Annotated in this window: 12 protein-coding genes; 5 read left to right on the top strand and 7 right to left on the bottom strand. The window is 59.7% G+C overall.

Features of this window, described 5'->3' with window-relative positions; genetic code table 11:
* Window positions 1-124: 124 nt before the first annotated feature.
* Both KGB07_RS11820 and KGB07_RS11815 read right to left on the bottom strand, forming a co-directional pair.
* Window positions 125-967, bottom strand: a complete 843-nt coding sequence (locus KGB07_RS11820) for a mechanosensitive ion channel family protein (protein WP_046042203.1) — start codon at window positions 965-967, stop codon at window positions 125-127.
* Window positions 968-1,103: 136 nt separating this feature from the next.
* Entirely contained in the window at window positions 1,104-1,589 is a 486-nt protein-coding gene (locus KGB07_RS11815; RefSeq protein ID WP_007990750.1) for a YajQ family cyclic di-GMP-binding protein, read from the bottom strand.
* Window positions 1,590-1,724: 135 nt separating this feature from the next.
* On the opposite strand from KGB07_RS11815, the gene KGB07_RS11810 reads away from it, so the two are divergent.
* From KGB07_RS11810 to KGB07_RS11800, 3 genes are read left to right on the top strand one after another with little or no spacing between them, the layout of a single operon-like run.
* Window positions 1,725-2,642 (top strand): putative 2-dehydropantoate 2-reductase, encoded by a 918-nt coding sequence (locus tag KGB07_RS11810; RefSeq protein ID WP_223465462.1) that lies wholly within the window; start codon window positions 1,725-1,727, stop codon window positions 2,640-2,642.
* Window positions 2,643-2,687: 45 nt separating this feature from the next.
* Window positions 2,688-4,724 carry a sensor histidine kinase gene (locus KGB07_RS11805; protein ID WP_046042201.1) on the top strand — a complete coding sequence of 679 codons (2,037 nt, stop codon included), beginning with the start codon at window positions 2,688-2,690 and terminating at the stop codon, window positions 4,722-4,724.
* Window positions 4,725-4,726: 2 nt separating this feature from the next.
* Entirely contained in the window at window positions 4,727-5,308 is a 582-nt protein-coding gene (locus tag KGB07_RS11800; RefSeq protein WP_223465461.1) for a cob(I)yrinic acid a,c-diamide adenosyltransferase, read from the top strand.
* A gap of 89 nt (window positions 5,309-5,397) precedes the next feature.
* On the opposite strand, the gene KGB07_RS11795 is transcribed toward KGB07_RS11800, so the two are convergent.
* From KGB07_RS11795 to secA, 4 genes are all read right to left on the bottom strand, one after another.
* A complete protein-coding gene (locus KGB07_RS11795) occupies window positions 5,398-6,345 on the bottom strand; it encodes a Nudix family hydrolase (RefSeq protein WP_223465460.1) in 948 nt (315 codons plus the stop codon).
* On the bottom strand, window positions 6,342-6,974 hold the full coding sequence (locus tag KGB07_RS11790) for a glutathione S-transferase family protein (protein WP_046042197.1): 633 nt from the start codon (window positions 6,972-6,974) through the stop codon (window positions 6,342-6,344). The genes KGB07_RS11795 and KGB07_RS11790 overlap by 4 nt, the downstream gene beginning before the upstream one ends.
* Window positions 6,975-7,135: 161 nt before the next feature.
* A complete protein-coding gene (gene argJ / locus KGB07_RS11785) occupies window positions 7,136-8,353 on the bottom strand; it encodes a bifunctional glutamate N-acetyltransferase/amino-acid acetyltransferase ArgJ (RefSeq protein WP_046042195.1) in 1,218 nt (405 codons plus the stop codon).
* Between the two features lie 120 nt (window positions 8,354-8,473).
* Window positions 8,474-11,209 carry a preprotein translocase subunit SecA gene (gene secA / locus KGB07_RS11780; protein ID WP_046042194.1) on the bottom strand — a complete coding sequence of 912 codons (2,736 nt, stop codon included), beginning with the start codon at window positions 11,207-11,209 and terminating at the stop codon, window positions 8,474-8,476.
* A 307-nt stretch (window positions 11,210-11,516) separates the two neighbouring features.
* On the opposite strand from secA, the gene KGB07_RS11775 reads away from it, so the two are divergent.
* Entirely contained in the window at window positions 11,517-11,975 is a 459-nt protein-coding gene (locus KGB07_RS11775; RefSeq protein WP_223465459.1) for a DUF721 domain-containing protein, read from the top strand.
* Window positions 11,976-12,091: 116 nt separating this feature from the next.
* Here the strand turns inward: KGB07_RS11775 and KGB07_RS11770 are convergent, their stop codons facing one another.
* Complete coding sequence (locus KGB07_RS11770) at window positions 12,092-13,570, bottom strand: helicase HerA-like domain-containing protein (protein ID WP_223465458.1); 1,479 nt, start codon at window positions 13,568-13,570, stop codon at window positions 12,092-12,094.
* 188 nt (window positions 13,571-13,758) lie between these two features.
* Here KGB07_RS11770 and KGB07_RS11765 point away from each other — a divergent pair, with 188 nt between their 5' ends.
* Entirely contained in the window at window positions 13,759-15,648 is a 1,890-nt protein-coding gene (locus KGB07_RS11765) for a methyl-accepting chemotaxis protein (protein ID WP_223465457.1), read from the top strand.
* Window positions 15,649-15,754: the final 106 nt, after the last annotated feature.

Below are 15,754 nucleotides of genomic sequence, written 5' to 3'. Positions count from 1 at the left end.
GCGGTAATCAAAAAAAGGCCCATCTTCGGATGGGCCTTTTTCGTTGTCTGCTGTACAACATTTAACCAAACAGACTCTGCAGTACATGCCTGACCAAGAAGTCAGGCACTAACCGCACACCCCATTACTGCACCGCCGACTCCCGAACCACACGAATAACCCTCTGCGGAAATGGAATATCGATGCCCGCCTCTCTCAGACGATCACGGGACAGTTCGTTGAACATGAACATCACGTCCCAGTAATCGGCAGTCTTTACCCAGACACGAAGCGAAAGTGTGATCGAACTGTCACCCAGGGTAGAAACAACCGCCTGTGGTGCCGGATCTGCCAATACTCGCGGGTCCTTGGCCAATTCCAGTAAAACTTCACGGGCTTTCTGCAGGTCCGCTTCGTAATCAACGCCTACATCAAACACGACTTTACGGGTCGGCTGACGATTGGTGTTGGTGATGATGCCGTTCGACAAATTGCCGTTAGGCACGATGATGGTCTTGTTGTCACCAGTACGCAGTACGGTATGAAAAATCTGGATGCTGTCGACAGTACCGGCGATACCCTGAGCCTCGATCCAGTCACCGATGCGAAACGGACGGAACAGCAAAATCAGCACGCCACCGGCGAAGTTCGCAAGGCTGCCCTGCAAGGCCAGGCCAATGGCCAGACCCGCCGCACCGATCGCGGCCACAAACGAAGTGGTTTCCACACCGATCATCGAGGCCACGCTGACGATCAGCAGGATCTTGAGGATGATGTTCGCCAGGCTGCTGATAAAGCCTTGCAGCGCCAGGTCGGCATTACGCAATGCAATCAGGCCGCCGAGTTTTTTCGTGACCTTGTTGATCAGCCACCAGCCGATGGCCAGGGTGATGATCGCCAGCAATACACGGCTGCCGTATTCCATGATCATCGGGATCCAGGTTTGGGATACCTTGACCAGATTGTCTACCTCGGCATTTAAGTCCATCTACTCTCTCCTGTTTTCCGGCTACCCGGCATGCGTAAAAAAAGCGGCAGAAAGATCGAACCACGACGGGCTCAATCGTTTCTGCCGTGCTTGGATCTGCGACGTCGCAAACGCCAAGAGGTTCCCGCTTTCAGACTCAGTCGCGGAAGTTGTTGAACTGCAGCGGCATACCGAATTCCTTGGCCCGCAGCACTGCAATGGCTTCTTGCAGGTCATCACGCTTTTTGCCGGTGATGCGCACCTGCTCACCCTGAATGGCCGCCTGGACCTTGAGCTTGGCGTCTTTGACATGGGCGACGATTTTCTTCGCCAGCTCCTTGTCGATGCCCTCCTTGAGGACGGCGTCCTGCTTCATCAGCTTGCCTGACGCGAACGCGTCCTTGACTTCAAGGCACTGCACGTCGATTTTGCGCTTGACCAGCGCCAGCTTGAGGATCTCAATCATCGCTTCGAGCTGGAAATCCGCTTCGGCGGTCAGGTTGACGGTCAGGTCTTTTTCCTTGAACTCGAAGCTGCCTTTGCCTTTCAGGTCATAACGACGATCGAGTTCCTTGACGGCGTTCTCGACCGCGTTGGTGACTTCGTGTTTGTCCAGTTCGGATACCACGTCGAACGACGGCATGTAATCTCTCCAAATTTAAAGGCGCACTGATGGAGCACGCCTGGCTTGCGGTTAAAATCCGCGCTGATTATAACGGGTCTTTCCCATCATTCACTGCGAGCTGCCGATGCACGCCTTAAACAGAGTAAAAAGCTGATGTCCACCACCTGGCATGTACTGGGCGCCGGCAGCCTCGGCACTTTATGGGCGACACGTCTGGCACGGGCTGGAGTGCCGGTCAGGCTGATCCTGCGGGACACCGCGAGACTGCAGGCCTATGAGACGGCCGGTGGTTTGACATTGGTGGAACACGGCGAGGCGCAACGCTATGCCGTGCCCGCCGAGACAGCCGACAGTCCCCAACCGATCCACCGCCTTCTGGTGGCATGTAAAGCCTACGACACCGAAAGTGCAGTGGCTCAATTGGCGCCACGCCTGGCCCCAGGCGCCGAACTGATCCTGCTGCAAAATGGCCTGGGCAGTCAGGACGCGGTGGCCGCACAGGTTCCTCAGGCACGCTGCATCTATGCCTCGAGCACCGAGGGTGCCTTCCGCGACGGCGATTGGCGCGCGGTGTTTGCCGGGCATGGCTTCACCTGGCTGGGGGATGCGAGCCATCCGGTGGCGCCGATCTGGCTCGATGACTTGAGCGCTGCCGGCATCCCCCACGAGTGGAGCACCGAAATCCTGACCAGGCTGTGGCGCAAACTCGCCCTCAACTGTGCGATCAATCCGCTGACGGTGCTGCACGATTGCCGCAACGGCGGTTTGCAGCAACATCACTGCGAAGTCGCCACCCTGTGCGGTGAACTGGTGGAGTTGCTCGAGCGTTGTGGCCAGCCGGCAGCGGCCGAAAACCTGCAGCAGGAAGTCGAACGGGTGATCCACGCCACCGCAGCCAACTACTCCTCGATGCATCAGGACGTCACAGGCCAGCGCCGCACGGAAATCAGCTACCTGCTCGGTTACGTCTGCAAAGTAGCCGGGCGCCATCAACTGAATCTGCCTCACCTCAATCAGCTTGAGACAAGGTTGATCGCACGCCTGCAAAGCCTTGGATTGCCCAGCGACTGAGCAGCGGCTACGCTGGCCACTTGTTCCTTGTCTGCGATGAATCCGATGCCATTGCGCCAGCGTCTTGAAAACCTGCCCGTCGGCCAGAAACTGCTGGCCGCCCTGCTGGTACTGATGGTCACCGTCCTGCTGGTTGCCAACCTGACCTTTATCAGCGCCGCCTACTACATCTCCCAGGAAAGCATGGCGCCCCAGGCCCTGCAGACCATCGGCCGGCTGGTATCCAACCCGAGCCTGGCCTCCGAAGCCCTGGAGTCACCGCAAAGCGCCGAACGCCTGCTGAATGAACTCAACAGCTATTCGCCTTTGCGCGCGGCAGCCCTGTATGACGCAAAGGGTGAGCGATTGGCGCAATTGCAGCATGGCGACAACCTGGAACTGCCGAAGCGTTTCCGGCATATCGAAGACTGGCAGGCCACCGAGTTTCGTACCAACCAAGTCATCCCCCTGCCCCGCACCGATGCGGCACCAGGGCACCTGCTGTTGGTGGCCACGAGCGAACTGCCAGTGGCGTTCTACACCGGGACCCTGACGGCCAGTCTGGGCATCCTGATTTTCAGCGTGCTGCTGTGGCTGATCATTGCCCGCCAGATCAAGCGCCTGATTACCCGGCCGATCCACCAACTCGAAGAATTGTCCCGGCAGGTAACCCGTGAAGAAAACTACGCACTGCGTGCTTCGCGCGGAAACCACGATGAAATCGGCAGCCTCGCCGAGGCGTTCAACACCATGCTTTCGCGGATCGAGGCCAGGGAGCAGCAACTCAAGCGGGCCAGGGACGACTCCCAGGCAGCCTACGACCAGGCTCAGGGTCTGGCGGAAGAAACCCGCCATACCAACCGCAAACTGGAGCTCGAAGTCCAGGTGCGCAGCAAGATCGAGAAAAAGCTCACCGGTTTCCAGAACTACCTCAACAGCATCATCGACTCCATGCCGTCGGCGCTGATCGCCCTCGACGAACAACTCTACGTGACGCAATGGAACCAGGAAGCCACTGCCCTGTCCGGCACGCGCCTCGATGAAGCCCTGAACCAGCCTATCTTCCTCGCTTTCGAACCGCTCAAGCCGTTCCTGCCGCAACTCAAGGAAACGGTCGAGCAGCATACGGTGGCCAAGATCGAACGTGTCACCTGGCTCAAGGACGACGACCCCCGCCACTACGCCCTGACTTTCTATCCGTTAATGGGTGGTGCCGGGCGTGGCGTGGTGATCCGGATCGACGACATCACCCAGCGCCTGTCCCTGGAAGAGATGATGGTGCAGTCGGAGAAAATGCTTTCGGTGGGTGGTCTTGCCGCCGGCATGGCCCACGAGATCAACAACCCGCTGGGTGCGATCCTGCACAACGTGCAAAACATTCGCCGACGCCTGTCCCCCGATTTACCGAAGAACCTTGAAGTGGCCGAACAGGCCGGCATCGAACTGGCGACGGTCAATCAATATCTGCAAGTGCGCGAAGTGCCACAGTTGCTCGACGGCATCCAGCAGGCCGGTGCCCGGGCGGCGAAAATCGTCACCCACATGCTCAGTTTCAGTCGTCGCAGCACCCGCCAGATGGCCCCGTGCGATTTGCCTGCCCTGATCGACCAGGCAGTGGAGATCGCCGGTAACGATTTCGACCTGGCAATAGGTTTCGACTTCAAGGGACAGGCGATCATTCGCCAGTTCGATCCAGCCCTGGGACCGGTCCCAGGCACCGCCAACGAACTGGAGCAAGTGCTGCTCAACCTGTTGAAAAACGCCGCGCAAGCCATCCACCAGCGCGAAGACGACAGCGAGCCGGGGCGGATCATTCTGCGCACCAGACTGAATCCGCCATGGGCAGAAATTCAGGTCGAGGACAACGGCGTCGGCATGAGCGAAAGCGTGCGCAAACGGACCTTCGAGCCGTTTTTCACGACCAAGGAAATCGGCCAGGGCACCGGACTTGGGCTGTCGGTGTCGTACTTCATCATCACCAATAACCACAAAGGGCAGATGGAAGTGCAATCGACCCTGGGCCAAGGCACCTGCTTCACCTTGCGCCTGCCCCTGGCGAGCACGCCGCCCGTCTCGCAACAACTCAATCTGCTATCGAGGTAACCATGGGCTTTCGTTTGTCGAAGATTTACACCCGCACTGGCGACAAAGGCGAGACCGGGCTGGGCGATGGTCGTCGCGTACCGAAAGATCACCCGCGCATTGAAGCAATCGGTGAGGTCGATACGCTGAACAGCCAGGTTGGGGTGCTTCTGGCCGGGTTGACGGCGGAAACTGTCCAGTTCCCAGGCTTGAACGAAGTGATCGAGGTATTGGCTCCCTGCCAGCATCGGTTATTTGATCTGGGTGGCGAACTGGCGATGCCGGTGTATCAGGCGTTGAATGCAGCGGAAATCGAACGACTGGAAGCGGCGATCGATGTGTGGAATGAAGAGTTGGGGCCGCTGGAAAACTTCATCTTGCCCGGTGGCTCAATGCTGATTGCTCAGGCTCATGTCTGCCGCAGTCTGGCACGCAGCGCAGAGCGGCGCTGTCAGCAACTCAATGCGATTGAGCCGTTGGCCGGGGTTGGCCTGGCGTACATCAATCGGTTGTCGGACTTGCTGTTTGTGGTGGCGCGGCTGATTGCCAAGCGTCAGGGGGTGCCGGAGATTCTTTGGCAGCCTGCGGCGAAACCTGAGGTTTAGTCGGCGCCCGTCAGGCTCGCTCCCACAGGCTTTGTGAGCGTCACAAATCCGCTGTGGGAGCGAGCCTGCTCGCGATGAGGCCATTTGCATCACTGGGAATCAGGCCAAAACGCCCGAATCCCCGCCACACCCTGCGCACCCGCCGCCCAGGCTTTCTCGACCTCCGCCGGACCAACCCCACCGAGCAGGAACACCGGCTTGCTGAACCCTTCGATCAAGCTCGACGCCTGCTCCCAACCCAACGGCTCGGCGCCTGGGTGAGTCAGGGTCGGCTGCACCGGCGACAGGGTCACGAAATCCACCCCCATCTGTTCGGCCAGCGCCAGTTCCTCAGCGTTATGGCACGAAGCCGCCAGCCAGCGCGATGCCGGTAGCGGTCGGCCCGCCGCTGCGTACTTGCGCAGTTGCGCCGAGGTAATGTGCCAACCGGCGGACGGGAAGTCGCCCAGCCATTCGAACGGCCCCTTGATCATCAATTGCGCCTTGCCGGCACACAAGCCCACAGCATCCACTGCCAGGTCGCGATACTTCGGATCGTAACCGTTCGGTGCGCGCAGCTGGATCAGCTTGATGCCGCCAGCAACGGCCTTCTGGATGCCGCGCAGCAACGCCGGTGTTTCCAGGTCTTCCGGGGTAATCAGGTACTGAGCGGGTAATTTCGCGGCCGCGACGATCGGCTGATTGGCCGCCGGAAACTCGTAACCCGACAGGTCGCGGGGCGACACCCAGGCCAGCGGCTGGCCTTCGGCACCGTGGGGCTCGCCGGTAAAATCCGAGACCTCCCAGACATCCAGCAACACCTGCTTGTCCGGATAATCGTGCCGGACCTTGATCAGCGGGCGCGCCGCGCCGACCACGATACCCAGCTCCTCATGAAGTTCACGGGCCAGTGCGGTTTCGACCGACTCATCGGCCTCGACCTTGCCACCGGGAAACTCCCACAGACCGCCCTGGTGCTGTGAATCCGCACGACGGGCGATCAGGATTTGGCCACTGCCATCGCGGATGACGGCGGCGGCGACATGGACTCGTTTCACCTTTGCAACTCCTCCAGTCCGGCCTTCTGCCAGGCCTTGAAGGCTGGCCATTGGTAGATGGTTTCAACATAGGCTTCGTCAGCCGCGGACAGTTTCACCCGATAGGTGCGCAAGCGCACGGCGATGGGTGCAAAGAACGCGTCGGCCAACGTGAGGCGGCCAAACAAGTACGGACCGCTCTCGGTTGCAGTGGCACGACACTCGGCCCACAACGCTGACATGCGCTCGATGTCCGCCTGGACATCGGCCGGGACCGGCGACAGCGCTGCGTCATGGCTCAGGTCGAACGGCATGTTGCCGCGCATGGCGAAAAAGCCACTGTGCATCTGCGCGCACGCCGAACGCGCCTGGGCACGAGCGGCAGTGTCTTTGGGCCACAGGTTAGCTTCGGGAAACTGTTCGGCCAGGTATTCGGCAATCGCCAGGGAGTCGGCGATGGTGCCGTGTTCGGTTTTCAGCAGCGGGACCTTGCCGGTCGGCGAATGCTTGAGCAGACGCTCACGGGTGTCCGGCTGGTTCAGCTTGATCAGTTCTTCGGTGTAGGAAACGCCAGCCAGATCGAGGGCCAAGGCCCCGCGCAAGGACCAGGAGGAATGCAGTTTGTCGCCGATGATCAGGTGCAGGCTCATGTTCGGGACCTTTAGATTTAGGGACAAGCCAGTCTAGTGGCTGACCGGCAAACCGCCATCGCGAGCAAGCTCGCTCCCACAGTGACCGCGCTGGACACAACATTCGTGTACGCCACTGAACCTGTGGGAGCGAGCCTGCTCGCGATGGGATCGACTCGATCTTACGTACGGTACTCGGCGTTGATCTTCACGTATTCGTGGGACAGGTCGGTAGTCCAGATGGTTTCGCTGCAATCGCCACGACCCAACTCGATACGGATGGTGATTTCTTCCTGCTGCATCACCGCCGAGCCCTGGGCTTCGGTGTAGGTCGCCGCGCGCGCGCCACGGCTGGCAATGCACACGTCGCCGAGGAACACGTCGATCTTGCTCACGTCCAGGTTCGGCACACCGGCACGGCCTACGGCCGCCAGAATACGGCCCCAGTTCGGGTCGGAAGCGAACAGCGCGGTCTTGATCAGCGGCGAGTGGGCCACGGTGTAACCGACGTCCAGGCATTCCTGGTGATTGCCGCCGCCGTTGACTTCAACGGTGACGAATTTGGTCGCGCCTTCACCGTCACGAACGATGGCCTGGGCCACGTCCATGCACACTTCGAACACCGCTTGCTTGAGCTTGGCGAACAGTTCGCCTTCGGCACGGGTGATTTCCGGCAGTGCCGCCTGACCGGTGGCGATCAGCATGCAGCAGTCGTTGGTCGAGGTGTCGCCGTCGATGGTGATGCGGTTGAACGACTTGTTGGCGCCGTCCAGCATCAGGTTTTGCAGCACGTCGCGGGAGACTTTGGCATCGGTGGCGATGTAGCCGAGCATGGTCGCCATGTTCGGGCGGATCATGCCGGCGCCTTTGCTGATACCGGTAACGGTGATGGTCACACCATCGTGCTGGAACTGACGGCTGGCACCTTTTGGCAGGGTGTCGGTGGTCATGATGCCGGTGGCGGCAGCTTCCCAGTTGTGGATCGACAGGTCGTCGAGGGCCGCTTGCAGCGCGCCTTCGATTTTCTCGACCGGTAGCGGCTCGCCGATCACACCGGTGGAATACGGCAGCACTTGGCTGGCATCGACACCGGTCAGTTCCGCCAGCTTGGCGCAGGTGCGCTCGGCGGCGGCCAGCCCCGGTTCGCCGGTGCCGGCATTGGCATTGCCGGTGTTGGTCAGCAGGTAACGCACAGGGCCTTGCACGCGTTGCTTGGCCAGGATCACCGGTGCAGCGCAAAAGGCGTTCAGAGTGAACACGCCGGCAACCGTGGAGCCTTCAACACAGCGCATGACCACAACATCCTTGCGCCCCGGGCGCTTGATACCGGCCGAGGCGATACCGAGTTCAAAACCGGCAACCGGGTGCAACGTTGGCAAAGGACCAAGACCAACAGCCATGAATGCGCTCCTTTATAGATGATGTCAGCACCGTTTCAGCAGAACGGTGGTTCGAATGGTAAAACGCCGCGACGGCAGAAGCCGGTCGCGGCGCGGGTATTTCAGCGTTTGAAACGGGTTTTACTGGATCTGCCCGTGGCAATGCTTGAACTTCTTGCCCGAACCGCAATAGCACAGCTCGTTGCGACCCAGCTTCTGCTCGTTGCGAACCGGCGCGGCAGCGAGGGCAACATCGACCTCTTCGCCCAACACTTCCGGCTGCTCCAGACCTGGGGCTTCTTCATGCAGGAACTGCATGCGAGCGGCCAGTGCCTCGGCTTCCTGACGCAGACGCTGCTCTTCTTCGATCGGGTCTTCGCGGCGAACCTGAACGTGGGACAGCACACGGATCGAGTCGCGCTTGATCGAATCCAGCAACTCGGAGAACAGGGTGAACGACTCGCGCTTGTATTCCTGCTTCGGGTTCTTCTGGGCATAACCACGCAAGTGGATACCGTGACGCAGGTGGTCCATGGTCGACAAGTGGTCTTTCCACAGGTCGTCCAGCACGCGCAGAACGATTTGCTTCTCGAAGGTGCGCAGCGCTTCGGCGCCCGCCTGGTCTTCTTTCTCGTTGTAAGCGGCGATGAGTTCCTGCATCAGTTTTTCGCGCAGGGTTTCTTCGTACAGGTGATCGTCTTCGTCGAGCCACTGCTGGATCGGTAGCGCTACGCCGAAATCGCTCTGCAGTGCAGCTTCCAGACCGGCCACGTCCCACTGCTCAGGCAGCGATTGCGGAGGAATGTGCGCGCTGACGGTGGCGTTGAGCACGTCCTGACGGAAGTCGGCGATGGTCTCACCGATGTTGTCGGCGGCCAGCAACGTGTTACGCATGTGATAGATCACTTTACGCTGTTCGTTGTTGACGTCGTCGAACTCGAGCAGTTGTTTACGAATGTCGAAGTTGCGGCCTTCAACCTTGCGCTGGGCCTTTTCGATGGCGTTGGTCACCATGCGGTGCTCGATCGCTTCGCCAGGCTGCATGCCCAGGGCCTTCATGAAGTTCTTCACCCGATCAGAGGCGAAGATGCGCATCAGGCTGTCTTCCAGCGACAGGTAGAAACGGCTGGAACCGGCGTCGCCCTGACGACCGGCACGACCACGCAGCTGGTTGTCGATACGGCGCGATTCGTGACGCTCGGAGGCAATCACCTGCAAACCGCCCGATTCGAGCACTTGCTGGTGACGTTTCTGCCAGTCGGCCTTGATCTGGGCAATCTGCTCAGGGGTCGGGTTTTCCAGGGAAGCCACTTCCACTTCCCAGTTACCGCCCAACAGGATGTCGGTACCACGACCGGCCATGTTGGTGGCGATGGTCAGTGCGCCCGGGCGACCGGCCTGGGCAATGATCTCGGCTTCCTTTTCGTGGAACTTGGCGTTCAGGACCTTGTGTTCGATGCCTTCCTTCACGAGCAGGCTGGACATGTGCTCGGAGGTTTCGATGGTGGCGGTACCGACCAGAACCGGACGGCCTGCAGCCATGCTTTCCTTGATGTCGGCCACGATTGCCGCGTATTTCTCGTCGGCGGTCAGGAACACCAGGTCGTTGTAGTCTTTACGAGCCAGCGGCTTGTTCGGTGGAATCACCATGACCTGCAGGCCATAGATCTGGTGGAACTCGAACGCTTCGGTGTCAGCCGTACCGGTCATGCCGGACAGTTTGTTGTACAGACGGAAGTAGTTCTGGAAGGTGGTCGACGCCAGCGTCTGGCTTTCGGCCTGGATGTTCAGGTTTTCCTTGGCTTCGATGGCCTGGTGCAGGCCTTCGGACAAACGGCGGCCCGGCATGGTACGACCGGTGTGCTCGTCGACCAGTACGACCTGACCGTCCTGCACGATGTACTCGATATTGCGGTGGAACAGTTTGTGCGCACGCAGGCCGGCGTAAACGTGAGTCAGCAGGCTCAGGTTATGCGCCGAGTACAGGCTCTCGCCTTCAGCCAGCAGGCCGATGCGGGTCAGCGTTTCTTCGACGAACTGGTGACCGGCTTCGTTGAGTTCGACCTGGCGGGTCTTCTCGTCAACGGTGTAGTGGCCGGCCTTGGTGACTTCGCCTTCCACTTCTTCGATGTGCAACTCAAGCGTCGGGATCAGCTTGTTGACCTCGATGTACAGCTTGGAGCTGTCTTCGGCCTGACCGGAGATGATCAGCGGCGTACGGGCTTCGTCGATGAGGATCGAGTCGACTTCGTCGATCACGGCAAAATTGAGTTCGCGCTGGAATTTTTCTTCCATGCTGAACGCCATGTTGTCGCGCAGGTAATCGAAACCGAATTCGTTGTTGGTGCCGTAGGTGATGTCGGCGGCGTAGGCAGCGCGCTTCTCTTCCGGCGGCTGGAAAGGCGTGACAACGCCGACAGTCATGCCGAGGAATTCATACAGCGGGCGCATCCAGTTGGCGTCGCGGCGGGCCAGGTAGTCGTTCACCGTCACAACGTGCACACCGTTGCCGGACAGCGCGTTGAGGTAAACGCCCAGTGTTGCCACCAGGGTCTTGCCTTCACCGGTACGCATTTCCGCGATCATGCCTTCATGCAAGGTCATGCCGCCGATCAGCTGGACATCGAAGTGGCGCATACCCATGACACGCTTGCCGGCTTCGCGGGCGACCGCAAAGGCTTCTGGCAGCAGTTTGTCGAGGGATTCCCCTTTGGCGATGCGGGCCTTGAACTCGCTTGTCTTGGCACGCAATTGATCGTCCGAAAGGGCCACCATTTGCTCTTCGAAGGCATTGACGAGTTGCACCGTCTTGAGCATGCGTTTGACTTCACGCTCGTTCTTGCTTCCAAAAAGTTTCTTTAACAAAGGCGCAAACATATCGGCAGGATCTTCCACACTAAAGGGATGGAGGGCGGCCCCGTGAGTCGCCCGTGCAGCCCTCATGGCCGCATGCGAACGAGCATTCTACCCGGAAACGATGGAGAGGAAAGTGGCGATATTCCACGATGCTGGCACAGCGCTTTGACGGGGCTCACTTAAAATAAGGGCGTTTTGCTCAACTTCAAGTCGTTCAAGACAGAAGTTAGTTGTTGATTTAATGGGTAAAGCACCCACAAAAGCAATGGGCGGGTGCATTCGGCGCTTTCTGCTACCATGGCGCCTCTGTTACTTCAGGTGTCTGATCATGGCATTTCGCCCACTTACGGCCAAAGTACCTGCCGTTCTACTACGCGAAGCCAAGCCGCTGAAGGCCATTCTTGGCCACGCTCAACGCCTGGGTCACCTGCAACGTTTGCTCGAAAGCCAATTGCAACCCGCCGCTCGCGAGCATTGCCACGTGGCTTCCTGGCGCGAAGGCAGTTTGTTGCTGATTGTCACCGACGGTCATTGGGCAACCCGCCTGCGTTACCAGCAGAAGCGCCTGCTACGGCAACTGCAGATGTTCGATGAGTTCGCCAATCTGACCCGGATCCTGTTCAAAGTTCAACCGCCGACCGTTCAGCAAGGTGCGGCCGGGCATACCATGGATTTGTCCAACGATGCGGCAGCGACCATTCAGGCCACGGCCGATGGCATCAGCGACCCGAATTTGCGGGCAGCGCTGGAGCGGTTGGCGGCGCACGCCAAAACCAAATCCTCATAGGCGCCCCCTGTGGGAGCGAGCCTGCTCGCGAAGGCGGCATAACATTCAACAATGATGTTGCCTGACACACCGATTCGCGAGCAGGCTCGCTCCCACAGTTAAATTGTGTCCACTCGCTACCGGCTTTTTTTGCTGCCTAGCAACGAGCCCATCAAGCCGCGCACCAACTGTCGCCCAAGCTGATTCGCCGCCTGTCGCATCGCTGATTTCAAGGCCTGACCCGCCGCGGTTCCAAGAAACTCTCCGGCCTGCTCGGTGAAACTCGGTTCCTGCTTGCCCTGCTCCGCTTCGGGCTCAGGTGCCAGCCCCTTGCGTCCCATCAGCACCTCATAGGCCGATTCACGGTCAATCGGCTTGTCATAACGCCCTTTCAACGGCGAACCGGCAATCAGCGCCGTGCGCTCAGCGTCGGTCAAAGGCCCGATTCGCGATTGCGGCGGTGCGACCAGCACCCGCTGGACTATTTCCGGCGTGCCTTTTTCCTGCAGGGTGCCGACCAGCGCCTCACCGATTCCGAGCTCGGTCAACACCGACAACGCATCGAACGCAGGATTCGGCCGGAAACCTTCGGCCACCGCGCGCAGGGACTTCTGCTCCTTGGCCGTGAACGCACGCAGACCGTGCTGGATGCGCAAGCCCAACTGCGCCAGCACATCATCCGGCAGGTCACCCGGCGACTGGGTGACGAAATACACGCCCACGCCTTTCGAACGAATCAGCCTCACCACCTGTTCCAGACGATCACGCAATGCCTGGGGCGTGCCGTTGAACAACAGGTGAGCCTCGTCGAAGAACAACGCCAGCAACGGTTTGTCGGCATCGCCACGCTCCGGCAACTGCTCGAACAGCTCGGCCAGCAGCCACAGCAGGAACGTCGCGTAGACTTTCGGCGCTTCATGAACCAGACGGCTGGCATCCAGCAAATGAATGCGCCCACGGCCGTCCGCAGTGGGTTGGAGAATGTCTTCGAGTTGCAGCGCCGGCTCGCCGAACAGGGCTTCGGCGCCCTGTTGCTCCAGGGTCGCCAGTCGTCGCAGTAGCGCCTGGCTGGAGCCGGTAGTCATCAATGCCGCATCGTCGCCCAGCAACTGGGGGTTGTCCCGCAGGTGATTGAGCAGCGCCTTCAGGTCCTTGAGATCGAGCAACAACAGGCCCTCGCGGTCCGCCACCTTGAACGCGGCGTACAGCGCCGACTGCTGACTGTCGGTCAGCTCCAGCAGACTGCCCAGCAGCAGCGGCCCCATTTCACTCAAGGTTGTGCGTAAAGGATGACCGGACTGACCGTGTACGTCCCACAACGTCACCGGATAAGCCTGAGGCTTGTGGTTGAGCCAGGGCATCCCGGCAATCCGTTCGGCGATCTTGCCCTGGGGGTTGCCCGCGGCGCCAAGGCCGCACAGGTCACCCTTGATGTCGGCGGCGAACACCGCCACGCCGGCATCGCTGAAGGCTTCGGCCATTCGTTGCAAAGTCACGGTCTTGCCGGTGCCGGTCGCGCCCGCGATCAATCCGTGGCGGTTCGCCAGGCGCATGGCCTGGGCAATCGGCTGCCCTTCGAGATCGGCACCGATAACGAGTTGCAATGAGTCAGGCATTTGGTCACCCATGATTAATCTTTGGTCCTACACGGCCGATAGAGATAACGACAAAGCAGTCAGACACGATCTGGTCGGAAATTTCCCTAAGGAGAGTCGGAAAATTCACTTGCTTTCAACCTTGCCCGTTGCGCGCCCCTTTATAAAAGCACGCGCTGGACATTAAGACCTTAGCGGAACCTCAAGCCATGAACAAAAATCTGCGTTTCAGCCATAAAATCCTGCTTGCCGCCGCCCTCATTGTGATTGCCGCCTTCGCCTCCTTCACGCTCTACAACGACTACTTGCAGCGCAACGCCATCCGCAAAGACCTGGAAAATTATCTGCAGGAAATGGGCGGAGTTACCGCTAACAATATCCAGACCTGGTTGAACGGGCGCAGCCTGTTGATTGAAAACCTGTCACAAACTGTCGCGCTCAACCCCGATGCCGACAACGTTTCCAGCCTGCTTGTACAAAAAGCCGTGACCTCGACCTTCATGGGCGCCTACCTCGGCAGCAAGGATGGCTCTTTCATCATTCGCCCGGACAGCAAGATGCCCGATGGCTATGACCCGCGTGCACGCCCTTGGTACAAGAGCGCGCAAGGCAGCAGCGGTTCGGCATTAACTGAGCCTTATATCGATCTGGCCTCCGGCCAACTGGTGATTTCCATTGTCGACAGCGTTTTCAAGGACGGCCAGAACATCGGCGTGGTCGGTGGCGACCTGAGTTTGCAGGTGATCGCCGACAGCCTTGGCACACTGGATTTCAACGGCATCGGTTATGCCTTCCTGGTCAGCTCCGACGGTAAGATCCTGGTGCATCCCGACAAAGCGCTGGCGATGAAGACGCTCAAGGATGTCTACCCGCAAGACACGCCGGCCATCAGCAGTGCAATGAGCGAAATCCAGGTCGACGGCAAAACCCGCATCGTGACCTTCACCCCGATCAAAGGCTTGTCGTCGGTCAACTGGTACATCGGTCTGTCGGTCGACAAGGAAAAAGCCTACTCGATGCTCAGCGAATTCCGCACCTCGGCTGTCGTTGCGACCATCATTGCCGTGGCCATCATCATCGCCCTGCTCGGCATGCTGATTCGCATCCTGATCCAGCCGTTGCACGTCATGACCCGTGCCATGGCCGACATCGCCGACGGCGAAGGCGACCTGACCAAGCGTCTGACCATCCAGAACAATGACGAATTCGGCACCCTCGGCACCGCGTTCAACCGTTTCGTCGAGCGCATTCACGGCTCGATCCGCGAGGTGTCCTCGGCCACCGGGCAAGTCAACGAAGTGGCATTGCGCGTAGTGGCCGCTTCCAACTCGTCGATGTTCAACTCCGACCAGCAAGCCTCGCGCACCAGCAGTGTGGCCGCCGCAATCAACCAGCTCGGCGCCGCTGCCCAGGAAATTGCCCGTAATGCCGCTCAGGCGTCGAACCAGGCCAGCGATGCCCGCAACCTGGCCGAAGACGGCCAGCAAGTGGTGGACCGCAGCATCGCGGCGATGAATCAACTGTCGAGCATGCTTAGCGCATCGAGCTCCAACATCGAATCGCTGAACAGCAAAACGGTGAACATCGGGCAGATTCTCGAAGTGATCACCAGCATTTCCCAACAAACCAATTTGCTGGCACTCAACGCCGCTATTGAAGCCGCCCGCGCCGGTGAAGCCGGTCGCGGTTTTGCAGTGGTGGCGGACGAGGTGCGCAACCTGGCACACCGCACTCAGGAATCGGCGCAACAGGTACAAACCATGATCGAGGAGCTGCAAGTCGGCGCCCGGGAATCGGTCAGCACCATGAGCGACAGTCAGCGCCACAGCCAGGACAGCGTGGAAATCGCCAACCTCGCGGGCGAGCGCCTGAACAGTGTGACGCTGCGTATCGGTGAAATCGACGGCATGAACCAGTCAGTGGCTACTGCGACCGAAGAACAGACCGCCGTAGTGGAGTCGATCAACGTCGACATCACCGAGATCAACACACTGAACCAGGAAGGTGTGGAAAACCTGCAATCGACGTTGCGCGCGTGTTCGGACCTTGAGCAGCAGGCGGCGCGGTTGAAGCAGTTGGTAGGCAGTTTCCGTATCTAGCGCCTGAACTGACCCCATCGCGAGCAGGCTCGCCCCCACAGGGTTAAACGCTGACTTTGTGGGAGCGAGCCTGCTCGCGATAGCGGCCTGCCAAACACTACAAACC

Source organism: Pseudomonas sp. GL-RE-26, assembly GCF_019956275.1.
In the GTDB taxonomy this organism is placed as follows: Bacteria; Pseudomonadota; Gammaproteobacteria; order Pseudomonadales; family Pseudomonadaceae; genus Aquipseudomonas; species Aquipseudomonas grandcourensis.
The sequence above is the reverse complement of the archived record's forward strand: the minus strand, read 5'-3'. Positions and strand labels throughout refer to the sequence as shown.

Coding starts and splice junctions, on each gene's coding strand:
- KGB07_RS11820 (WP_046042203.1), bottom strand. CDS start 967: ATGGACTTAAATGCCGAGGTAGACAATCTGGTCAAGGTATCCCAAACC.
- KGB07_RS11815 (WP_007990750.1), bottom strand. CDS start 1,589: ATGCCGTCGTTCGACGTGGTATCCGAACTGGACAAACACGAAGTCACC.
- KGB07_RS11810 (WP_223465462.1), top strand. CDS start 1,725: ATGTCCACCACCTGGCATGTACTGGGCGCCGGCAGCCTCGGCACTTTA.
- KGB07_RS11805 (WP_046042201.1), top strand. CDS start 2,688: ATGCCATTGCGCCAGCGTCTTGAAAACCTGCCCGTCGGCCAGAAACTG.
- KGB07_RS11800 (WP_223465461.1), top strand. CDS start 4,727: ATGGGCTTTCGTTTGTCGAAGATTTACACCCGCACTGGCGACAAAGGC.
- KGB07_RS11790 (WP_046042197.1), bottom strand. CDS start 6,974: ATGAGCCTGCACCTGATCATCGGCGACAAACTGCATTCCTCCTGGTCC.
- argJ (WP_046042195.1), bottom strand. CDS start 8,353: ATGGCTGTTGGTCTTGGTCCTTTGCCAACGTTGCACCCGGTTGCCGGT.
- secA (WP_046042194.1), bottom strand. CDS start 11,209: ATGTTTGCGCCTTTGTTAAAGAAACTTTTTGGAAGCAAGAACGAGCGT.
- KGB07_RS11775 (WP_223465459.1), top strand. CDS start 11,517: ATGGCATTTCGCCCACTTACGGCCAAAGTACCTGCCGTTCTACTACGC.
- KGB07_RS11770 (WP_223465458.1), bottom strand. CDS start 13,570: ATGCCTGACTCATTGCAACTCGTTATCGGTGCCGATCTCGAAGGGCAG.
- KGB07_RS11765 (WP_223465457.1), top strand. CDS start 13,759: ATGAACAAAAATCTGCGTTTCAGCCATAAAATCCTGCTTGCCGCCGCC.